Origin of the sequence: Paraburkholderia sp. BCC1884, assembly GCF_900996225.1 — a bacterium.
Taxonomy (GTDB): Bacteria; Pseudomonadota; Gammaproteobacteria; order Burkholderiales; family Burkholderiaceae; genus Paraburkholderia.
In genome coordinates, this window is sequence record NZ_CAAJGL010000123.1 from 225028 (window position 1) to 245069 (window position 20042).

The window sequence follows — 20042 nt, forward strand, 5'->3', positions numbered from 1 at the left end:
TCGGCGTCCGACAGGCAACCGCAGGTTCAGGTGCGGGACATCTCGCGAGCCGCGAGCAGTCTCTCCACCATCCAGTGGATGAGTGCGGCGACGAGACAGCCGATCACGATTTCAATGGAGCGATATAAGCCTGTGGTCAGCACGACTTCGCCGCCCAATTTCCCCGACATCAAAACAAGCGGGCAAGTCCACATGCAAACCCGCAGGCCCCGATCGGCACGTGCGATGGTCGCGCAGAAAGCGACTGCGACCAGCAGCTGCATCAACGGCGGGACGTGAAACGGCATGGCCAGAAAGTTCACCGCAAGCGAAATGCCGACGCCGAGCAAGGTTCCCTGAATACGCTCGTGAAGCGAAGCGCGTGTCTCGTGCCAACGTTCCTGCGATACGACCAGTGCCGAGATGGAGGCCCACACGGGCATGGAAAGGCCCAATAGCTCGGCAACCTTATACGCCACCACGGCGGCAAGGGCACAACGGATCACGAATGCCAGTTGCTGTCCGATCTCAACTCTCTTCATCGATAAGCGAAGCATATTCATTAGACGGTTTCTCTCAATGGCCAGCGGTTCACCCCGTTCTCGTCCATCGCATGACCCAATCGCCGTGGGCCGACGCTAAATTTCCAACCGCTGCGATCTGATCAACAAATGCCGCAAGTATCGACCTCGCCAGCTTCGTTGGGAACACAAAGGTTGCGAAAACTCATTTGAAACGGGAGCAAAGATATTGGGCAGGGTCAGACAGGACGCGTGATCGATTCATCCTGCTCGATCTCGCTTCTGCTTTTTAGCTGATCGGCGACGAAGTCGAGAAAAATGGAGATCCGCGCAGACAGGCGGGTGTTGCGATAGTAGACCGCATGAATCGGTCGCAACAGTTCAACCCTGTCGTCGACCAGCAGCTCAACGAGGGCGCCGCGGCGTCTTGCCGCGCTCGCCATGTAGTCACCGAGGCATGCGATGCCCGCACCCTCTGTCGCGAGCGCCAGCAGCATTTCGCCACTCGATGCGCGCAGGGCCGGGCGAACCTTGAACGACAATTGTCCATCGTGACGAAGCGGCCAGTTGTTCAACACATCGAGTTGCGAATAGCCCAGTAGCGTGTGTCTCTCCAGATCCGCGGGATACCTCGGCGTACCGGCCCGTTCCAGGTAGCCGGGGCTGGCCAGCACACGTAACCGGCTGCTGCCTAGTTTGCGCGCATGCAAGGTCGAATCCTGCAGTTCCCCGATTCGTATCGCAAGATCAGTGCGATGTTCAATCAGATCGATCACCTCGTCACTGGTGTTCAACGAGTTCGATGTCCGGATAGGCTCGATGAAATTCCGGAATCAGCGGCGCGATGACGTGCTGCATGAACGGTGTGGCCGCGTTGATACGCAATCGCCCGGCGGGTTGCCTGCGATAAGAAACGGTTTGCTCCTCCGCGACCTCGACTGAAGCGAGAATGCCTCGTGCGTGCTCGAGGAATATCTGCCCTTCTTCGGTCAGTTCGAGGCTTCGGGTCGTGCGCCGGATCAGCGTCGTGTCGAGTTTCTCTTCAAGGCGGCGCAGCAGTCGGCTCATCACCGAGGTTGGCTGATGCAACTTCTCCGCCGCGCGTGTCAATGAGCCGACGTCCGCGATGGTGACGAACGTGAGCATTTCGTCGAGCGTGGTTTTCATGACGCCGGTGCGCGACAGGATGTCACGACGCTCATACCGGCACCGCTTGCCGCGCTCTCGGTAACGTAGCGACAAACACGACAAGACCTGCGAGTGTCAGTACGAACCCCGCCCACACCGCCGACAGCAATCCCCATCCGGCGCCAATCACCATTCCGCCGGCCGCTGCGCCAATTGCATTGGCGACATTCAACGACGCAAGATTCATCGCCCCCATCAGGGTGGGTGCTTCGGGGGCGAGTTGCGTGAGACGGACCTGAATCGTCGGGATGGCCGTCATCATCGTCATGCCGACACCAAACAACGAGAACATGAGTACCCATTCGTGCGCGCCGAAGGTCGCCAGCAAGGCGAGCACCACCAGCGCACAGCCGAAACCGAGCATAAGACCTAGTGAAGCGTGCATATCAGCGAGACGGCCGCCGACCAGATTGCCGACTGTCATGCCCACCCCGAACAACGCCAGCGCAAGGGGAATCAGTGAGGGCTTCAGCGATGCGACGTCGGTCACGAACGGACCGATGAAGGTGTACACGGAGAAGATGCTGGCCACGCCCAGCGCGGCCACGATCATGGTCGTCCACACGGGCGGCTTGCGCAGCGCACCCAATTCCTGACGCACGGGTCCGCCTTTGAGTGCTTCGTTGTGAGGTATCCAAACCCACAGAAAAGCGAGCGCGAGAATGCCGATGACAGCCACGGCAATATAGGTTTCCCGCCAACCGAGATGCTGACCCAGCAATGTCGCGAGCGGCGATCCAACGATGGTGGCGATCGTCAGCCCTGCCATGACGGTGGCAAACGCCTTTCCAGAACCGCCTTCACCGACAAAATAGGAAGCCACCACGGCACCGGCACCGAAATAGGCGCCCTGCGGCATGCCGCTAAGGAACCGCGCCGCGATGAACATGCCGAGGTTCATGGCAGCGGCCGACAACAGGTTCCCTACGATGAACAGCGCCATCAGGCACAGCAAGAGAGTGCGCCGGTTGAGGCCGGCCGCCATCAGCGTGACGAGTGGTGCACCGATCACCACACCGAATGCGTATGCGGTAATCGCATGGGTGGCTTGCGGAATGCTCAGACCCAGGCTACCTGCGAAGAGCTGAAGCACACCCATGCTCGCGAACTCGGAAGTGCCGATACAGAAGCTGCCCAACGCCAATGCAAACAAGGCGAGCCCGCGCGTACGGGATTCCGATGCTTTGGTGCAGTGGACCTTGACCGATTCACACTGCGCCTCGTACGCTTTCTCGTGCATGTCTGGCTCCTGCTCGCTGACGCAACATGCTCACCCTATTCACGTTTGTCCGAACGTGCATGGCACGATTCAAACTGGCAAGCCGTGTGATCGCGTAAATCTCCTCTGCCGGTCGGCGCTAACGACGTCGGGAAATGTCCAGCTGCACGAGAGAGATTAGCGAACGATACGCGCGGTGCCAGTCGTCACTACGCGATCGTATCCACGATGCCGCCATCGACGCGCAATGCCGCACCCGTCGTGGCCGACGCCTGTTTCGAGCACGCATACACGACCATGTTGGCCACTTCTTCCGTCGACGCCGCTCGCTGGATGATCGACGAACCACGCGTCGCCAATACGAATTCGTTCAGCTTCTGTTCAATCGTCTTGCCTTCGCTCTTCGCCGCGTCCGCCAGCATTTCACGTACACCGTCGGACAGCGTCGGGCCTGGCAACACCGAGTTCACGGTCACGCCACTGCCGGCGGCGAACTTCGCGATGCCGCGCGCGATGCCCAATTGCGCGGTCTTCGAAAACGAGTAGGCGAGCATGTCGGGTGGAATGTTCAGCCCCGATTCGGAGGAGAGGAAAACGACACGCCCCCACTTGCGCTCCATCATGCCGCGAAGATAGTGGCGCGTGAGTCTCACGCCCGACATGACGTTGATCTGGAAGTACCGCTCCCATTCTTCATCGTCCGTACTGAACAGGTCGCCGGGACCGAAGAAACCCAGATTGTTGACGAGAATATCCGTGCTCTGTATAGCTTTGACGAATGCATCGACTCCCGCGCGTGAGCCCAGATCTCCAGCTACGCCGCTTACCTTGGCGTCGGGTGCCGTTTCGCGGATTGTCGCGATCGCACGATCGACGGCTTCTTGCGTACGTCCATTCACGATAGTTTCCGCGCCCGAACCTGCAAGACCGGTTGCAATCGCGAGGCCAATACCTGCAGTCGATGCGCTGACCAGCGCCGTTTTGCCAGATAGATCGATTTTCACTTTGTCGACTCCGTGATAAAAAGAGGCATTCCTTAACAATGGATCGCCTCAGGTAAGAGAATCTGATTCTATGCCGCAGTCTGCTGCTTTGTCAGAGAGGCCTTGCCGTCTGGCTCCGATGCTATCGACGCAACTGCGCAGATCGCAACCTGACTTCGACGATGCCGAATACCAGCAGCCCGACGACGGTGAGCGCAAAACCTGCCCACACGGTCGAGAAAAGACCGAGTCCCGCGCCGATCGTCAGGCCACCGACCGACGCGCCGATTGCGTTCGCCACGTTGAGCGAGGCCATGTTCATCGCGCCCATCAATGTCGGCGATTCGGGCGACAGACGCGTCAAGCGCACCTGGATAGTCGGAATGGCGATCAACGTGGTGACGCCAACCGCAAAGAGCGCCGGCAATAACAGCCAGGCGTGAGAGCCAAACGCAGCAAGCGCGGCCAGTACGAAAGTCGCCGTACCGAAGCCGATCACGAATCCCCGCGCGGGATAGGCATCCGCGAGACGGCCGCCGATCAGGTTGCCGGCCGTCATCCCGCAGCCGAAAAGCGCGAGCGCCACCGGCACCATCGAGCGGCTCAAACCCGCCCCATCGGTCACGAACGGACCAATGAAGGTGTACACGGCGAAGATGCTCGACACCGCGAGCGCCGCGACGGCCATCATGATCCACACGGCGTGTTTGCGCAGCCCCGCCAGTTCCTGTGCAATCGGGCCGCCCTGGAGAGACTGCGAACGCGGCACCCACAACCACAGCGCACCCAGCGCCAAGGCCGCGATGCCGGCCACGGCCGCGTAGGTATCGCGCCAGCCAAGGTACTGACCCAGAAACGTCGCGAACGGCGACCCGACGATCGTAGCGACGGTCAGCCCCGACATGACGAGCGAGAAGGCTTTACCCGCGCGTTCCTTGCCGACTATGCCCGACGCCACGACGGCCCCGGCACCGAAGTAAGCGCCCTGCGGCAGCCCGGCGATAAAGCGGGCAACGATCAGGGTGTCAAGATTGGGCGCCATTGCCGACAGAACATTGCCACCGACAAACAGCGACATCAATGCGAGCAGAAGTGCGCGCCGGTTCATGCGGGCAGCGGCGAGCGTCACCAGCGGCGCGCCGATCACGACGCCGAGCGCGTAAGACGTGATCGCGTAGCTCGCCGTCGGGATATCGACATGCAGACCGCCGGCGAAGAGCTGGAGAATGCCCATGCTCGCAAATTCGGAAGTACCGATTGCGAAGCTGCCCAACGCCAGCGCAAAGAATGCGAGAGCGTGATTGCGGGGGTCCGAAAGGGTGTCGGTCGATGAGTGCATCGCACTGCCGCGCGCAGGCGTGTTTGCAGCACGACGAGTCCCGGCGCCTCGCACGGCCACGGGCTCGTGAGTTGTCATGTGAATTTCCATCGAATTGAAAACGGGCAAGAAGCGCTGTCGCGCTTCTTGCCTCGAACAGGTAACCGTCAGAGTCCGGCTTTGCCGGCGAACGACATCGCCAATGCCTGCAGGCCATCCCGATAGATACCTTCGAACAGAGCCGTTGCTTCGGCGTCGCTGACGCCTACCGGCGCGAACTCTCCGACCCAGTCCACCTTCGACGTCCCATCGTCCAACGCCTGCACACGCAACGTCGCGCGATAGTGCGTGACGGGGAACGGCGCCTGCAGAATCGAATAGGTGTAGCTACGGGCGCTGTTATCGAACGCTTCCAGCCGCTCGATGATGACGTCGCCGCTCGGCGTGGCGAGGCGCCGCACGCGCCCACCTTCGCTCAGTTCGCTGCCCGGAATGTAGGGTAGCCAGTCGGGCAGCGAATTGAAGCCGCCGATCAATTGCCACACGGCATCGGGTGAAGCGGAAATCCCGATGGATGCATTGGCGTTTGCCATGGTCAGCTCCTTAGGCCTTGTCGATCGGAAGCGGTGCGTTGGCGGCAACCAGACGCTGCTCACGCATGTCGAGCCAGAAGTCGGCCGGAATGACTTCCTTGACGGCGGCCTGGTCTTCCACGATGCGCTCGGGACGGCTCGCACCCGGAATCACCGCCGCGACGGCCGGATTGGCGAGCACGAACTGCAGTGCGGCCGCCTTCACGCTGACGCTATGACGCGCGGCGATCGCCTTGATGCGCTCCACCTTCGCGAGGATCTCCGGCGACGCCTTCTGGTATTCGAAGTTCGGACCGCCGGCAAGTACGCCCGAGCTGTACGGGCCGCCCGCGACGATCTCGACCTTGCGCGCAGCCGCGGCCTGCATCAGACGCTGCAATGCACGGTCGTGATCGAGCAGCGAATAACGGCCCGCCAGCAGGAAACCATCGGGCTGAGCTTCGGCCAGATCGAGCGCCAGTTCACAAGGTTCGACCTTGTTGACGCCGAGACCCCACGCCTTGATGACACCTTCTTCGCGCAGACGGGTCAGCGCGCGGAACGCGCCCTTGCGAGCGGTTTCGAACACGGACAGCCATTCGTCGCCGTAGAAGTCCTGAGCGACGTCGTGCACCCAGACGATTTCCAGATGATCGGTTTTCAGCCGCTTGAGGCTGTCGTCGATCGAGCGGAGCGTGGCGTCCGCGGAGTAGTCATTGACGATCTTGTTCGGTCGGCCAAAAGCGAACACGCCGCCTTTCTCGCCGAGCTCGCGTGCGCTGACGTCTTCGACTTCGTCGAGAATCACGCGGCCCACTTTCGTGCTCAGCACGTATTCATCGCGCTTGTACTGCGCCAGCGCTTCGCCAAGGCGGATTTCCGACAGGCCGGCGCCGTAAAAAGGCGCGGTGTCAAAGTAGCGCACACCTTGTTGCCAGGCGGCCTGGACCGTCGCCAGTGCTTCCTGGTCGGGGATGTTGCGGAACATGTTGCCCAGCGGCGCGGCGCCAAAACCCAGCTGAGTTCCAGCGGGCAATTTATCCTTGATGCTCATCTAGGTGCTCCAGAAATTGATTGAGTGGAGGCAGTCTAGAGTGGCAACTTAAGTCTGTCTAAGACATAATATGCAACATCTAAGTCCTAGGAGGTCTTAATGTTAGACATCCGCCAGTTGCACTATTTCGTGGCAGTCGCCGAAGACGAGCATGTCGGGCGCGCTGCCGAACGCCTGCATATCTCGCAGTCGCCGCTCAGCCGGCAAATCGCCCAGCTTGAAGAAAAGCTGGGTTTGACGCTCTTCGAGCGCTCGCAGCAACGCATCCGCCTGACCACCGATGGACGGACCTTCCTTGAAGAAACGAAGGCCTTTCTGACGCACGCGAACCGGCTCGAGTCGCTGGCGGCCCGTCTGGGACGAGGCGACGAAGGCGGTCTTTGCATCGGCTACCTGGAAAACGCGATGCATTCGGGCGTGCTGCCCACTGCGCTGCGGGAGCTGCAAGTCGAGCGACCCGACGTCCATATCGCGCTGTACAACTATCACTCCGCTCAACAGCTCACCGGTCTGCGCCAGCGCAGCCTGGATATCGCACTGGTGTGCGAGCCACCCGCTGCCGACGACCCTGAACTCGCGTGCGCGCAAGTGCTCAACGACCCGATGCTGCTGGCCGTTCCCGAAGGGCATCCTTTTGCCAAGGCCAAGAATTTCACCGCCGACGATCTGGCGGCGCAAAAGTGGATCGGCGTCATGCATAAGGAAGGCGCATTGCGTCATGACAACTTCGTGGCCGCTTGCGCGAAGGCGGGCTTCACGCCCAACATCGCCCTGGAAGCGACGGAGCCTCTTGCGGCTTTGGGTCTCGTCGCAGCCGGGCTTGGGCTGACGATGGTCCAGCAGAGTCTTCGCCATCAGGCACCGGACGGTGTCGTGCTGCACGAGTTGTCATGGTTTAGCTACCGTAGCGCGCTGTGGGCGGTCTGGCATCGCATCAATCTGCGGCCGCTGGTCGAACATTTCCGCCTGACACTGCTGGATTCGAGCGCGATGCTCGCTAGCGCGCCGGCGCTGTCCTCGAAAACCCCGGCATTGGCGGGGACCGGAAAGTAAGGCGAAGACATCGGCGCTTCGAATCGTCAACGCATCGCCGCCAGATTAAAAATTTTCTGAGGTCTGACCGGGTGAAATGAAAAATTTCCTCGGATTGCGAAAGAGGCGCAACACGGATTAAGTCAGTATGAGCGAGCAACGCAAGGAGGCTATCTTGTCGAAACCCGCTCTTTTTACGCCGATCAAGGTGGGCAGACTCGATCTGACCAATCGAATCGTCATCGCACCAATGTGCCAGTACTCGGCAAAAGATGGCTGCATGAACGACTGGCATCTCGTTCATCTGGGACATCTCGCCATCTCCGGCGCGGCGTTGCTGACCATCGAAGCGACCGCCGTGGTGCCCGAAGGCCGCATCACGTACGCGGATGTCGGACTCTACGACGACGCGACGGAAGCCGCGATGCGCCGCACGCTCGAAGCGGTCCGCTACTGCTCCGACGTTCCCATCGCCATCCAGTTGAACCACGCGGGGCGCAAGGCATCGACCGAGGTGCCCTGGAAGAAAGCCCACCAGTTTCCGCCCGATTCCCCTCTAGGCTGGCAAACGGAGGCACCGTCGGCGGTACCCTACCAGGACAGCCAACTGCCGCCGGTCGCGCTCGATCGTGACGGGCTGCTGCGTGTTCGCGAAGCTTTTGTCGCCGCCACGCGCCGCGCGCACAGGTTAGGCATCGACGCGATCCAATTGCACGTCGGCCACGGTTATCTGTTGCATCAGTTCATCTCCCCGTTGTCCAACCGACGCGAAGACGAATACGGCGGCTCGCTCGAAAACCGGATGCGCTATCCACTCGAAGTGTTCAGCGCGGTGCGCGAGGCATTTCCCGCGAACAAGACGGTCACGGTCCGGATCTCAGGGACCGATTGGGTCGACGGAGGCTGGGACCTGGAACAGACCATCGCCTTCTCGCAGGCAGTCGAGGCGCTGGGTTGCGACGCCATCCACGTGACCAGCGGCGGCTTGCATCCCGCGCAGCAGATTCCCGTGGGACCGAATTACCAGGTACCGCTCGCGCGCGCCGTCAAGGAGGCGGTCAGGATGCCCGTGGTGACCGTCGGGCTCATCACGGAATTCCAGCAGGCCGAGGCCATCATCAGCACCGGTGAAGCCGATCTCATCGCACTGGCCCGCACCATACTCTATGACCCGCGCTGGCCGTGGCACGCCGCCGCGGAACTCGGGGCAAGAATTCACGCGCCCAATCCCTATCTCCGCTCTCAACCTCGTCGCTTCAAGGAACTGTTCGAAAGCGAATAGCGACGCAAGCGGACGTTACGCCTGCGGCGATACGGTGATCGATCGGTCATCGTGCCGCATGCGTTGCCTTCCTCAGCTTCGCGACTTCGGCCGCGTCGACCGCCGGCGCACCGTTGTTCCAACCGGCTCGGATGAAAGTCAACACATCGGCGATCTGCTGATCGTTTAGCACCGGTGCGTATTTCGGCATCGGGTAGGGCGCGGGCACGCCGCCAAGCACGATGTCCTCCGTACCATTCAGCGTCACGTTGATCAACGACAGCGGCGTCTTTTCCAGCACGTTAGGATTGTCGGCAAGCGGCGCGAGCATCGGTGCGAAACCACGTCCATCGACACCATGACAATGCATGCAGTAAGTCGTGTAGACGCGGCTACCCGCATTGTTGGCAGGACGGGCGAGCGACACCCTGGTCGCTTTCGGATCGTAGGAATAAGCGGGGCCGCCCGCGCCTCCCTGTGCCGGCAGTGACTTCAGATAACGCGCGATAGCGCCGACATCGGCGTCGGTCATCGACTGCGTGCTGTTGTTGATCACGCTCGTCATCGAACCGAAGGCCGACGCATGCTGGTTCGCCCCTGTCTTCAGGAATTGGCCAATATCCGCGTCCGACCAGCGCCCCAAGCCCGCGTTATGGTCTCCCGTCAGATTCGATGCAAACCAGTTGTCGACAGGACCGCCGGAGAGATACGCACGGCCGCTTTCATCGAGCGCCTTCTCCTGGAAGGCAACGCCGCGCGGCGTATGACACGAGCCGCAATGTCCGAGGCCCTGGATGAGATACGCGCCGCGATTCCATGCGACGTCGTGCTCCGGCTTGTTCTGGTAAGCGCCTTTGTCGAGAAACACCATGTTCCAGAACTTCAGCGGCCAGCGCATGTTGAGAGGCCATTTGATGTCCGATTCCCGGTTCGGCTGCTTCACAGACGCGACGCCTTTCATGAAGTACGCGTAGAGCGCCCGCATGTCGTCGTCGTTCACCTTTGCGTACGACGGATACGGCATCGCGGGGTACAGGTTACGACCGTCTCTCGCGACACCTTCGCGCATCGCACGCCTGAAGTCTTCCTCGCTGTAGCGACCGATGCCCACGTCCGGATCAGGCGTGATATTCGTCGAGTAGATCGCGCCCATCGGCGTAATCATCTTCAGGCCGCCCGTGAATGGCTTGCCGGGCGCCACGGTATGGCATGCGGCGCAGTCCCCGGCTTTCGCGAGGTATTCGCCCCGCTTGATGAGGTCGGTGTCGGCGGCATCGGCATGGACCGACACCAGAGACGGCGCGAGCACGCACCCGATCGCGAATGCCTTCAATACGCTTGTCATGGTCGGCCGTCCTTTACGCAGTCTGCAACTGGCTGCCTACGGGTAAGCGCCGTAGCCGCTTGCCCGTCGCTGCATAGATCGCGTTGGCGAGCGCAGGCATCGCCGCGGCCGTGCCGGGCTCGCCGATTCCGCCCGGCGCTTCGCCGCTCTTCACGATATGCACGTCGATCTCAGGCGTTTCGTTGATGCGCAGAATGCGATAGTCGGTGAAGTTGTTCTGCTGCACTCGCCCACGTTCGATCGTGATTTCGCTGTAGAGCGCCGCAGTGATTGCGAAGATCACACCGCCCTGAATCTGCGCTTCCACCGTGTTCGGATTGACGACCATCCCGCAATCGACGGCGCACACCACGCGATTCACTCTGACCTCGCCCTGCTCCACCGTCACATCGGCGACCATCGAAAAGAAACTGCCAAACGCGTGCATCACCGACACGCCGCGCCCTTGCCCTTTACCTACCGCACGACCCCAACCCGCCGCCTGCGCCGCAACGTTCAGAACATTCAGTGCGCGCGGTGACTTGCCGAGCAGATCCTGCCGGTATTTCACCGGGTCGACTTTGGCTTGCGCCGCGAGTTCGTCGATAAAACTTTCGACAACGAACGTGCCGCGGGTTGGACCCACGCCCCGCCAGAATGCGGTGGGAATATCGTGGGGCTCCTGACGCACGTAGTCGATCAACTGATTCGGCAATTCATAGGGAAGGCTGGCGGATACTTCGACCGCATCGGGATCCACGCCATTCTTGACGAACGCAGGGGCAAACCTCGCGATGATCGACGACCCGACGATGCGATGCTGCCACGCGACCGGTCGGCCATTCGCGTCCAGCCCCGCCGAGATTTTGTCGTAGTAGTAAGGACGGTACATGTCGTGCTGGATGTCTTCCTCGCGCGTCCAGGTCACTTTCACCGGCACGTTCAGCTGCTTGCCGACCTTCAATGCCTGCGTGATCGCATCGACTTCCAGCCGCCGTCCAAAGCCGCCGCCGAGCAGATGGTTATGCACCACTATTTTGTCGGCGGGCAGGCCCGTCACTTTGACGCCGGCATCGACGGCACGCGTGGGCACCTGGGTGCCGACCCAGATATCGCAGCCGTCCGCACGGACGTGCACCGTGCAGTTGATCGGCTCCATCGTCGCATGTGCGAGAAACGGTTGCTGGTAGACGGCATCCATGCGCGTCTTTGCGTGGGAGAACGCAGCGTCCACATCGCCGTCCTTACGCGCAACGGCACCGTCGCGCAGCGACGCGTTGGCCAGATCGTCGACGATCGTTTGCGTCGAAACCGCAGCGCCGGCGCCCTCGTTCCATACGATCTTCAACGCCGCCGCCCCGCGTTTCGCGGCCCACGTGTGATCGCCAATCACGGCGACACCATTGTCGATTTTCACGATCTGACGCACGCCCGCAATCGTCCTCGCGGCCGAGTCGTCGACGCTCGCCAGCGTACCGCCGAACACCGGACAATTGACGATCGCCGCGTACACCATGTCGGGCAAACGGACATCGAGCCCGAACATTGCGGTGCCATCCACTTTCTCCGGCGAATCGAGACGCTTTGCCGTCGTGCCGATCAGCTTGAAGTTCTTCGGATCCTTCAACGGTACGTTCTGCGGTACGGGCAACTTCGCCGCGGCATCGACCAGTTGACCGTAGGCAATGCTGCGTTTCGTGTCGGTGTGAACCACCTGTCCATTTTCCGCGTGGCACGTCGAAGGTTCGACTTGCCACTGCTGTGCGGCCGCATTGACGAGCAGCGCGCGTGTCGTGGCACCCGCACGGCGCATCGGCTCCCAGGCGTAGCGGATCGACGTCGAGCCGCCCGTTAGCTGGCCACCTAGCAACGGGTCCGTGAAGAGCTTTTCATTGGGCGGAGCATGATCGACCGTCACGCTGTCGAGCGGCACTTCCAGCTCCTCGGCGATCAACATCGGAATCGATGTGTACACGCCCTGTCCCATTTCAACCTTCGGGATGATCAGCGTGACTTTGCCGGCCTTATCGATCTGAACGAATGCATTCGGGGAGAACACGCCCTCTTGCGGCGTCTCCACACCGTCGCCGCCGATCACCGTCTTGCGCAAATCGTCATTGCCGCCCTGACTACGCGCCTGCATGCTGAAACCGACCAGCAGACCACCGCCCGATAGTGCGACGACACTTGCGCCGAACTTCAGAAATGCGCGGCGAGTGAAAGGTGGGGTCTCGTATTCGTGCTTTTTCCCGTTCTGCGCGTCGAGCAGTCCTTGCGACATGTCACGCCCCTCCCGCCGCCTGCCTGATCGCCGCGCGAATGCGGTTGTACGTGCCACAGCGGCAGATGTTTCCCGACATCGCGGTATCGATGTCGGCATCGCTCGGTTTCGGATTCTGGGTCAGTAGCGACGCCGCCTGCATCACCTGGCCGGACTGACAGTAGCCGCACTGGACCACGTCGATTGCGCGCCACGCCGCCTGAACGCGCTTGCCGACCGGCGTGTCGCCGACGGCCTCGATCGTCGTGATAGCCCGGTCACCGACCGCGGCGACCGGCAGCACGCACGAACGCACGGCAACACCGTCCAGATGCACCGTGCAAGCGCCGCACTGGGCGATGCCGCAGCCGAATTTCGTGCCGGTGAGCCCGACGATGTCGCGCAACACCCAAAGCACGGGCATGTCCGGCGGCGCATCAACGGGATGAGGCTGGCCGTTGATATTGAGCTCGATCATTGCAGTTCTCCGACCTCGTTATTGGTCGGGTCGGGGCTAAACCCCGACCCGGGTTCAGCCATTCACTCGTTCAGGGCTTTGAGCAAGGCGTCGGCGAGGCCATGATCGGAACGGGGATTCTGGCCCGTGATGAGCTCGCGATCGCGTGTGACGTGGGGTTCGAAAGCCTGGGTATTGCTCGTGAGAATGCCTCCGGCGGCCTGCAGCGCATCGCCCACGTAAAATTTCATCTTGCCTTTCAGCAACTGGTCTTCGGCGATCTTTTCTTCCTGGTCGGAGAAGATCGTCATTTTGTAGCCGGCATACTGCCAGCCGCCTCCGACCGCCTTGGCGGCGGCCATGTCGTCCTTTTCCAGGGCGGCGCGAAACTCTGTCATTTCCGGCACCGCTGCGATCAACGTAATGGGGCCGTGACACAGCAACGCAGTCGGCTTGGCCTTGCCGTGGAAGTGACGCAGGATCACGGCAGTATCGGGATCCTGGGATATGTCGATGATCGGCGCGTGGCCTCCAGGAACGAATACGGCAGCGTACTCATCCAGACCTCCGTCGATCACGGAGCGCAATGTGCGCGGCTTGGTCATCGCCGGATAGGCGTTGAAAAAGTCGAGCGCGGCCTGGAAGGCCTTAGTGCTGTTGTTGAAATGCGCAGCGCTGCGAGAAACTTCGTCGATGATCGGCTTTCCGCCCGTAGGGGTAGCGAGCACGATTTCGTATCCGCCCTCCACGAGCGCCATCGCCGGTACGACCAGCTCGTTCAGGTAGGTTCCAATCGAAGCAACCTGCCCGCCTCGCAGTTCGAGTTTGTCCGCATTCGATCCTACGATCAATACCGTTCCCTTACTCATATAGCCTCCGTTGGCCTGATTTAAAGCGCCGTCACCCGTGAGTGCGTCTCGTGATCCGACACGCCACAAAAAATAGCTTTGCCCTACTGCAGTCGTGCGCTAGAAGTCCTGCCTGGCGCGTAGGCAATGGCACCACCCGCGCCCTCGATCCCGGCCACCACTTCATCGAGCTTCTCTTTACGGCGAGCCGCGACGGCAACCTTCGCGCCATTACTCGCGAGCAGGCGGGCCACTTGGGCGTCAATGCCGGTGCTGCCACCCGTAATCAGTACGACTTTCCCTTCAATACCCGCGCTCATGGCGATACCTATTCGGCAGTGGTTAGTTCAACCCGGAATTCCGTCACATCTGGCGCATCACCATCAGGCGCATCTCGGTCATGTCTTCGATCGCGTAGCGCACCCCTTCGCGGCCGATGCCCGAATCCTTCACGCCGCCATAGGGCATGTTGTCGACGCGGAACGACGACACGTCGTTGATGACCACACCGCCCACGTCGAGGTCGTCCCAGGCTCGATACGCATGGGCTAACGAATCGGTGAAAATGCCCGCTTGCAGGCCGAAGTCGCTGGCGTTGACGACGTCGAGCGCCTGGTTGAAGTCATCGAATTTCTCGAGAATGGCGATCGGGCCGAATGCCTCTTTGCGATACAGGTCCGTCTCGCGCCCGACACTCTCCAGCAGCGTCGCTTCGAACATCGCGCCGTCCACCTTGCCACCCGCGATGATCTTTGCACCCGCCGCGACGGCACTCTCCATCCAGCCGGAGAGGCGCCGCGACTCCGACAGGGAGATCATGGGACCGACGAATGTTTCCTCGTTCTTCGGGTCACCCATCTTCAGAGACTTCGTCTTCGCGATCAGCTTCTCGCGCAGCGCATCGTAAATAGACGCGTGCACGATGATCCGCTGCACGCCGATGCAACTTTGCCCCGACTGGTAATACGCGCCGAAGGCAAGTCGATCCACGACGTAGTCGAGTTTGTCGCCCTGATCTCCATCGACGATCACGGCCGCATTGCCGCCCAACTCCAGCACCACTTTCTTCTTGCCCGCCTTTGCCTTCAGATCCCAGCCGACGGCCGGCGAGCCGGTAAACGACATCAGCTTGAACCGGGGGTCGGTGGTGAAGAGATCGGCACCGTCACGATGCGCCGGCAGGATCGAAAATGCGCCCTTTGGCAAATCTGTTTCAGCCAGAACTTCACCGATAATCAGTGCGCCGATCGGCGTGCGGCTCGCCGGCTTCAGCACGAACGGCACGCCTGCCGCAAGTGCGGGCGCGACTTTGTGAGCGGCCAGATTCAGAGGAAAATTAAATGGCGAAATAAACGAACAGGGGCCTATCGGTACACGCTTCACATACGCGTGATAACCCTTGGCGCGCGCCGAGATTTCGAGGTTCAGGATTTCACCGCCAATGCGCACCGATTCTTCCGCCGCGACCTTGAATGTATCGATCAAGCGGCTCACTTCGCCGCGCGAGTCTTTGATCGGCTTACCGGCTTCGATGCAAAGCGCCATCGCCATTTCATCGAAGCGTTCGCCAAAACGCTTCACGCAGTGTTCGAGTACGGCTTGACGTTTGAACGGGGCAAACGCGCGCATCGCCGGCATAGCCGCAACGGCCAGGCCAATCGCCTTGTCGATCGCCTTCGCGTCGGCCAGCGCTACGCGCGTGGCCACTTCGCCGCTGAATTTATCGGTGACCTCAAGATCGGTATTCGCCGCGACCGCCTCATTGGCGATGTAGTACGGGTAACTCTTCTGCAGCATGGCACGCTCTCCTTCGATTGACCACGGCGCGTAGCGTCGAAACGAAGCCCCGGTCTTTCCAGAACTGCCGTACGCCACTCACACCAAGGTCGAGAATAGTCGGCGACCGACCAGGCGTCTTTCCAGAAACGACTGCGAATGTCCGCTTTCCACGACGCATCTCAACGCGCCGGACGCTTTGAATCCAGCGTAATGGTGCAGGTCATACCCATCGCGATATGAATGCCGTTCGGTACGCGGTCGAGATGGATGCGCACCGGCACACGTTGAGCCAGCCGTACCCACGTGAATATCGGGTCCACGTTGGCAAGCAGTTCGCCCGAGCCGGTAGGATTGTCGCGGTCGACAATTCCGCTCGCGATGCTGTCCACATGACCGTCGATGTCGACATTGCCGCCCAGCAACTGGATGGTCGCCTTGTCGCCTACGTGCACCCCCTGGATTTTCGTCTCCTCGAAATAGCCATACACCCAGAACGAGTTTGAATCGATCATGGCCATGCGCGCCACGCCCGCGCTGGAGAAGTCACCGGGGTAAAGGTTCAGATTGGTGATGTAGCCGTCGGTGGGCGCGCGCACCTCGCTTCTCACGAGGTCGAGACGAGCCGTTTCCTGCCGCACGAGCGCCGCCTTCAGGCTGGCTTGTGCCGCTGTATAAGCGGCCCGTGCGGCGTCGAGTGCCGAGTGAGATTGCTGCGATTGCAGCGCGTAGTCCGAGCGTATTTCTTCCGATACGACATCGCCCGACAACTTTTCGCGCCGGGCGGCCTGGTCTTTGCGCATTTTCGATTCGAACAAGCTGGCATTCATCAGCGACTCGGCCTGTTGCAATTGCGCCTTCGCCCGCTCCGTGTCCGCATCGGCCTGCTGCACCGCATATCTGAAGCGATCCGGGTCCAGCACATAGAGCACTTCACCCTTGCGGACCCACTCGTTATCCTTGACCCGCACTTCCTTGACGAGACCGGACACATCGGTCGACAGGTTGATCACATTCGCGCGAACGCGCCCGTCACGCGTCCAGGGTGCATACATGTATCGTTGCCAGATCGCATGAATCAGCAGGAGGGCGATCACTAACGCAACCAGCGTTACGGCGATTCGAATGAGATACTGCTTGTTCATCTTCCGCCCCGTTCGCTCGACGCACCGTCCGGTGCGTAGTTGGCTGTCACGCTTTCTGGATGATGAGCGCCGCCCCGCAGAACAACGATGCGAATAGCGCTACTCGGAAAAGACCGGGATGCCACGCAAACCGATATACGCCGACTCTTGCCAGCAGTAGGTCTAGCGCTATGAAAACCACCACGCTCGCAACAAACACGAGCAGCAGCACGGGTGCGAGGAATCCGAACAACTCGATTTCAACGGGCATCGCCTTCACCTGAGTGGGTCGATCTATGTCTGGGGAACGTGCCATCCAGGCCAAGCCAGATAGACGAGCCGTTCGTTGGAATCATTGTGAGCTTCCGACTTTGCGGAGATTGCCTGAGGCATCAGCCATACCATCTCGCCTGCGGGAAAGATGGCGTCGCTTGCTTCCGGGAAGTCATCTTGCTTCGCATATTACTGCGGCTGGAAACGACACGTTTTCCGCTACGCACGGCGAATTTCGAAGACAAACTAACATTCGATGCATTCGCGGTGGGAATCACCGTCATTCAAGTCGCGACCACGCCCAAGCGATTGAGATTCGCTTGCGTCGAGCCAGTATTTCTCGACACCACGCCTTCATTCGAAATGGCACGGCGTCCTGATCTATTTGATCCAGCCGTGTATTTTTGAAGCCTTGGTGATCCGAAAGTACTGGAGGTTACGATCATGAAGACACATTCACTCGCGCTTGCGTTGCTGGCCGCCGTTACTCTGGCGACTCCGCTCGCGTCTTCGGCGCAGTCCAACGATCCTGTCAGCCGCTCGGAGGTCAAGGCAGAGTTGCGACAAATCGAGCACGCCGGCTATAACCCTGCTCGCGCTGAAGATGCTAGCTATCCTGCCGACATCGAGGCCGCGGAAGCCCGTCTGACACCGGAGACGCCGGCATCGCGAGGCGATTCCGTAGGTGCTGGTGCGAGCATAGCGGGGAGCTTGCCTGCGCCGGGCGCACGCTTGCCTTGAAGGCGTCATGCCTCCATCGCACACGGTCTACTTCGTATCTTCGCTAACGGAGATGAAATTGAAGCCGCTGCGTACTACCGCTCTGCTTGCGGTAATCATGGCATTCCCGCCTGTTACGTTCGCGCAGAACGCGAATGGACCGCTCACCCGTGAGCAGGTTCTTCAGGATCTGCGCGATCTCGAAGATGTCGGCTATCGGCCGGCACAGGCGTCCAGCTTGCGCTTCCCTTATGACATCGAGGCGGCGGAGCAGCGTGTCGCCGCGAAGAAGCGCTCGCAACTTTCGCCAGGTGAAGCGGAGCCCGGACCACGATCCGCTTCCGAACCCGACAACGCATCGATATCGAACCCAGCGAGACAGCCTTAATGCGGCGCCCGTCGTTTCAACCGGCAACGCCAACTGCTATCCGTAACGATGTCAAGGTCCGGCTTGACGTGACTGTATTCATGACTGGAGGTTTACCATGCACCGCAGCCTTATCGCGGGACTCCTCTTCGCTGTGACCGCTTCTCTTGCATCGCCAGCCTTTGCGAGCGGATACGGTCCGGCGCCTTTCTACCGTCCTGATACGGGTGCACCAGCCTCACAGCGAGGACCCGGTGACCATTCGTTCTTTTCCCGGCACCGGAAAATCGATGCCGCAAATGGAACCGATGCAGGCGGAGTCGAGACATACGGGACTCAGTCCGGCACCGAAAGAACGTCGCCCGATCGTCAGTAGGTATTCAGCCTCGCTGACAAGACGACCGTCGGTTCCGGATGCAATGTCTGTATCGCTCGTCAGGACTCGACAGCGTAAGTGGTGGGATTCTTGCGTTGACTGGGCGCGAAATACCGGAGGGCGGCAACTAAAGCGGCCGCCCACAACGACTGCATCGCATAGAACACCGCCTGGGGCAGCGCGGAGAACGTCGCCATTTTCCAGAACGCGTGACTGCGGAGGATATGGCGCGTGCCCTTGAACTGATCCGCGATACTCGCTCTGGACGCGACCGCTCCGGCGGCGGGCGCGCCAGTCCAGATGATCGCGGCGACGCAGGCCGTCAAAGCAGCGAGTGCGGCCGAAGCGGTACGCCGCGCGTCATCGATTCGACGCGTAGTGCACCGCTATGTCAGCACCATCCGGCATTCAGCTCTAGCTTTCAGTTTCAGCCAACACGTGCGGCATGCGGACGGCTAAGCCGCCGTCGATACGTAGCCCGTTGCGCGGCTGGTCCGGTGGCAATTCGACGGGGGCGCACGCATCCACAGCCGACGCCAGTACCATTGCACCCACGTTGCGAGGCGTCGGCCTGGCCGGACGAGGACGAAATATCTCATCGCCTGGGAGGATCGCGGCCCCGCTCATCGCGCAGCGGCCGGACACGCGTGCTCGCGCAGATACCCACAACTGTTCGCGATAACAGCACCTCGTCGGATCTCGCCAATCGAGCGTGACCGTCAACGCGCTGGGCCGGTCGATGACCCGCACAGACGGCTGCCACTTCGAGACACTGCTTTCGACACAAGGCCTGCGTCTCACAACGGTTTCAAAGGCTTCTTCGATGGCGATTTTCGGACCCACGGGCAATGACAGAAGATTGATCGTTTGGGTCCACGGATCGACGAGGGTTGCATCTAGCAGCATTTGCGCCTCCATTCGACAGTGACATTCGACGCTTGCGGACTGTTGTTGCGAGAGCCGCAGGCCTGTACCCAAGATATCTCCGCGGGACGCGACGGGCCAGCCCTACGATGGGTTGCGGCCCATCAAGGAACAATGCGCAACCCCATACCTTTGTTTAGCGTGATATCGAAATGAGTGACGTTCGCGGTGTCGAGGAAATGGATCGCGACACCTTCAAACCATTTGGACGCGCTCGCAGCGCGCGGTCGCGGCGGTATCGCGTGGGCATCCCCGATCGACACTCGCTGTAGTCGCGTTGGGTACCCTTTCATCGGCAATCGGATACGGTGCGCCAACAACCACCCTATACGCGGGTATAGGGTGCTGCGGCTGCCGTACATTCTCACCATACTGCAGTACGATTTCGCGACGCGCCCCCTCGGGTTAGTGTTCTGCTATCGGGAGAGAAGAGTCAGCGGTGCCCGAACGTGTGCCCTGCATCGTA

General features: G+C 60.8%; 19 protein-coding genes and 1 pseudogene. 4 read left to right on the top strand and 16 right to left on the bottom strand.

Features of this window, described 5'->3' with window-relative positions:
• Positions 1-26: 26 nt before the first annotated feature.
• From FQ705_RS28620 to FQ705_RS28650, 7 genes and pseudogenes are all read right to left on the bottom strand, one after another.
• Complete coding sequence (locus tag FQ705_RS28620; protein ID WP_186308039.1) at positions 27-521, bottom strand: FUSC family protein; 495 nt, start codon at positions 519-521, stop codon at positions 27-29.
• A gap of 218 nt (positions 522-739) precedes the next feature.
• Positions 740-1667 (bottom strand): annotated as a pseudogene (locus tag FQ705_RS28625) (LysR substrate-binding domain-containing protein).
• Positions 1668-1698: 31 nt separating this feature from the next.
• On the bottom strand, positions 1699-2928 hold the full coding sequence (locus FQ705_RS28630) for an MFS transporter (RefSeq protein WP_144147206.1): 1230 nt from the start codon (positions 2926-2928) through the stop codon (positions 1699-1701).
• A gap of 188 nt (positions 2929-3116) precedes the next feature.
• Entirely contained in the window at positions 3117-3911 is a 795-nt protein-coding gene (locus FQ705_RS28635) for an SDR family NAD(P)-dependent oxidoreductase (protein ID WP_144147209.1), read from the bottom strand.
• Positions 3912-4032: 121 nt separating this feature from the next.
• The gene (locus tag FQ705_RS28640; protein ID WP_144147212.1) at positions 4033-5229 is read right to left on the bottom strand and encodes an MFS transporter; all 1197 of its coding nucleotides are present in this window, start codon (positions 5227-5229) and stop codon (positions 4033-4035) included.
• 146 nt (positions 5230-5375) lie between these two features.
• Entirely contained in the window at positions 5376-5801 is a 426-nt protein-coding gene (locus FQ705_RS28645) for an SRPBCC family protein (RefSeq protein ID WP_144147215.1), read from the bottom strand.
• Between the two features lie 10 nt (positions 5802-5811).
• Positions 5812-6834, bottom strand: coding sequence for an aldo/keto reductase (locus FQ705_RS28650; protein ID WP_144147218.1), 1023 nt, complete (start codon positions 6832-6834; stop codon positions 5812-5814).
• A 99-nt stretch (positions 6835-6933) separates the two neighbouring features.
• Between FQ705_RS28650 and FQ705_RS28655 the strand changes: the two genes are divergently transcribed.
• Both FQ705_RS28655 and FQ705_RS28660 read left to right on the top strand, forming a co-directional pair.
• Positions 6934-7887 carry a LysR family transcriptional regulator gene (locus tag FQ705_RS28655; RefSeq protein WP_144147221.1) on the top strand — a complete coding sequence of 318 codons (954 nt, stop codon included), beginning with the start codon at positions 6934-6936 and terminating at the stop codon, positions 7885-7887.
• Between the two features lie 154 nt (positions 7888-8041).
• Entirely contained in the window at positions 8042-9148 is a 1107-nt protein-coding gene (locus FQ705_RS28660) for an NADH:flavin oxidoreductase/NADH oxidase (RefSeq protein WP_144147224.1), read from the top strand.
• A gap of 46 nt (positions 9149-9194) precedes the next feature.
• Here the strand turns inward: FQ705_RS28660 and FQ705_RS28665 are convergent, their stop codons facing one another.
• The 8 genes from FQ705_RS28665 to FQ705_RS28700 all read right to left on the bottom strand — a co-directional run bounded on the left by FQ705_RS28665 (position 9195) and on the right by FQ705_RS28700 (position 17187).
• Complete coding sequence (locus tag FQ705_RS28665; RefSeq protein ID WP_144147227.1) at positions 9195-10472, bottom strand: cytochrome c; 1278 nt, start codon at positions 10470-10472, stop codon at positions 9195-9197.
• 13 nt (positions 10473-10485) lie between these two features.
• Positions 10486-12732 (bottom strand): xanthine dehydrogenase family protein molybdopterin-binding subunit, encoded by a 2247-nt coding sequence (locus tag FQ705_RS28670; RefSeq protein WP_144147230.1) that lies wholly within the window; start codon positions 12730-12732, stop codon positions 10486-10488.
• A gap of 1 nt (position 12733) precedes the next feature.
• Positions 12734-13189 carry a (2Fe-2S)-binding protein gene (locus FQ705_RS28675; protein ID WP_144147233.1) on the bottom strand — a complete coding sequence of 152 codons (456 nt, stop codon included), beginning with the start codon at positions 13187-13189 and terminating at the stop codon, positions 12734-12736.
• 62 nt (positions 13190-13251) lie between these two features.
• On the bottom strand, positions 13252-14037 hold the full coding sequence (locus tag FQ705_RS28680; protein ID WP_144147236.1) for a type 1 glutamine amidotransferase domain-containing protein: 786 nt from the start codon (positions 14035-14037) through the stop codon (positions 13252-13254).
• Positions 14038-14120: 83 nt separating this feature from the next.
• Positions 14121-14336: an SDR family NAD(P)-dependent oxidoreductase gene (locus FQ705_RS28685; protein WP_144147239.1), complete on the bottom strand. Its 216-nt coding sequence runs from the start codon at positions 14334-14336 to the stop codon at positions 14121-14123.
• A gap of 43 nt (positions 14337-14379) precedes the next feature.
• The gene (locus FQ705_RS28690; RefSeq protein ID WP_144147242.1) at positions 14380-15813 is read right to left on the bottom strand and encodes an aldehyde dehydrogenase family protein; all 1434 of its coding nucleotides are present in this window, start codon (positions 15811-15813) and stop codon (positions 14380-14382) included.
• Between the two features lie 161 nt (positions 15814-15974).
• The gene (locus tag FQ705_RS28695) at positions 15975-16937 is read right to left on the bottom strand and encodes an HlyD family secretion protein (RefSeq protein ID WP_144147244.1); all 963 of its coding nucleotides are present in this window, start codon (positions 16935-16937) and stop codon (positions 15975-15977) included.
• A gap of 46 nt (positions 16938-16983) precedes the next feature.
• Positions 16984-17187, bottom strand: coding sequence for a DUF1656 domain-containing protein (locus FQ705_RS28700; RefSeq protein WP_144147247.1), 204 nt, complete (start codon positions 17185-17187; stop codon positions 16984-16986).
• 446 nt (positions 17188-17633) lie between these two features.
• On the opposite strand from FQ705_RS28700, the gene FQ705_RS28705 reads away from it, so the two are divergent.
• Both FQ705_RS28705 and FQ705_RS28710 read left to right on the top strand, forming a co-directional pair.
• Positions 17634-17930, top strand: a complete 297-nt coding sequence (locus FQ705_RS28705) for a DUF4148 domain-containing protein (protein WP_144147250.1) — start codon at positions 17634-17636, stop codon at positions 17928-17930.
• Positions 17931-17988: 58 nt separating this feature from the next.
• A complete protein-coding gene (locus FQ705_RS28710; protein ID WP_186308041.1) occupies positions 17989-18297 on the top strand; it encodes a DUF4148 domain-containing protein in 309 nt (102 codons plus the stop codon).
• A gap of 769 nt (positions 18298-19066) precedes the next feature.
• On the opposite strand, the gene FQ705_RS28720 is transcribed toward FQ705_RS28710, so the two are convergent.
• Positions 19067-19558 carry a DUF3331 domain-containing protein gene (locus FQ705_RS28720; protein ID WP_144147259.1) on the bottom strand — a complete coding sequence of 164 codons (492 nt, stop codon included), beginning with the start codon at positions 19556-19558 and terminating at the stop codon, positions 19067-19069.
• Positions 19559-20042 lie beyond the last annotated feature (484 nt).

What these genes read in the sequence shown, in the direction of transcription:
- FQ705_RS28655 (WP_144147221.1), top strand. Translation starts at nt 6,934, where the DNA reads ATGTTAGACATCCGCCAGTTGCACTATTTCGTGGCAGTCGCCGAAGAC.
- FQ705_RS28680 (WP_144147236.1), bottom strand. Translation starts at nt 14,037, where the DNA reads ATGAGTAAGGGAACGGTATTGATCGTAGGATCGAATGCGGACAAACTC.
- FQ705_RS28675 (WP_144147233.1), bottom strand. Translation starts at nt 13,189, where the DNA reads ATGATCGAGCTCAATATCAACGGCCAGCCTCATCCCGTTGATGCGCCG.
- FQ705_RS28670 (WP_144147230.1), bottom strand. Translation starts at nt 12,732, where the DNA reads ATGTCGCAAGGACTGCTCGACGCGCAGAACGGGAAAAAGCACGAATAC.
- FQ705_RS28650 (WP_144147218.1), bottom strand. Translation starts at nt 6,834, where the DNA reads ATGAGCATCAAGGATAAATTGCCCGCTGGAACTCAGCTGGGTTTTGGC.
- FQ705_RS28620 (WP_186308039.1), bottom strand. Translation starts at nt 521, where the DNA reads ATGAAGAGAGTTGAGATCGGACAGCAACTGGCATTCGTGATCCGTTGT.
- FQ705_RS28685 (WP_144147239.1), bottom strand. Translation starts at nt 14,336, where the DNA reads ATGAGCGCGGGTATTGAAGGGAAAGTCGTACTGATTACGGGTGGCAGC.
- FQ705_RS28705 (WP_144147250.1), top strand. Translation starts at nt 17,634, where the DNA reads ATGAAGACACATTCACTCGCGCTTGCGTTGCTGGCCGCCGTTACTCTG.
- FQ705_RS28720 (WP_144147259.1), bottom strand. Translation starts at nt 19,558, where the DNA reads ATGCTGCTAGATGCAACCCTCGTCGATCCGTGGACCCAAACGATCAAT.
- FQ705_RS28640 (WP_144147212.1), bottom strand. Translation starts at nt 5,229, where the DNA reads ATGCACTCATCGACCGACACCCTTTCGGACCCCCGCAATCACGCTCTC.
- FQ705_RS28695 (WP_144147244.1), bottom strand. Translation starts at nt 16,937, where the DNA reads ATGAACAAGCAGTATCTCATTCGAATCGCCGTAACGCTGGTTGCGTTA.
- FQ705_RS28630 (WP_144147206.1), bottom strand. Translation starts at nt 2,928, where the DNA reads ATGCACGAGAAAGCGTACGAGGCGCAGTGTGAATCGGTCAAGGTCCAC.
- FQ705_RS28665 (WP_144147227.1), bottom strand. Translation starts at nt 10,472, where the DNA reads ATGACAAGCGTATTGAAGGCATTCGCGATCGGGTGCGTGCTCGCGCCG.
- FQ705_RS28700 (WP_144147247.1), bottom strand. Translation starts at nt 17,187, where the DNA reads ATGCCCGTTGAAATCGAGTTGTTCGGATTCCTCGCACCCGTGCTGCTG.
- FQ705_RS28690 (WP_144147242.1), bottom strand. Translation starts at nt 15,813, where the DNA reads ATGCTGCAGAAGAGTTACCCGTACTACATCGCCAATGAGGCGGTCGCG.
- FQ705_RS28645 (WP_144147215.1), bottom strand. Translation starts at nt 5,801, where the DNA reads ATGGCAAACGCCAATGCATCCATCGGGATTTCCGCTTCACCCGATGCC.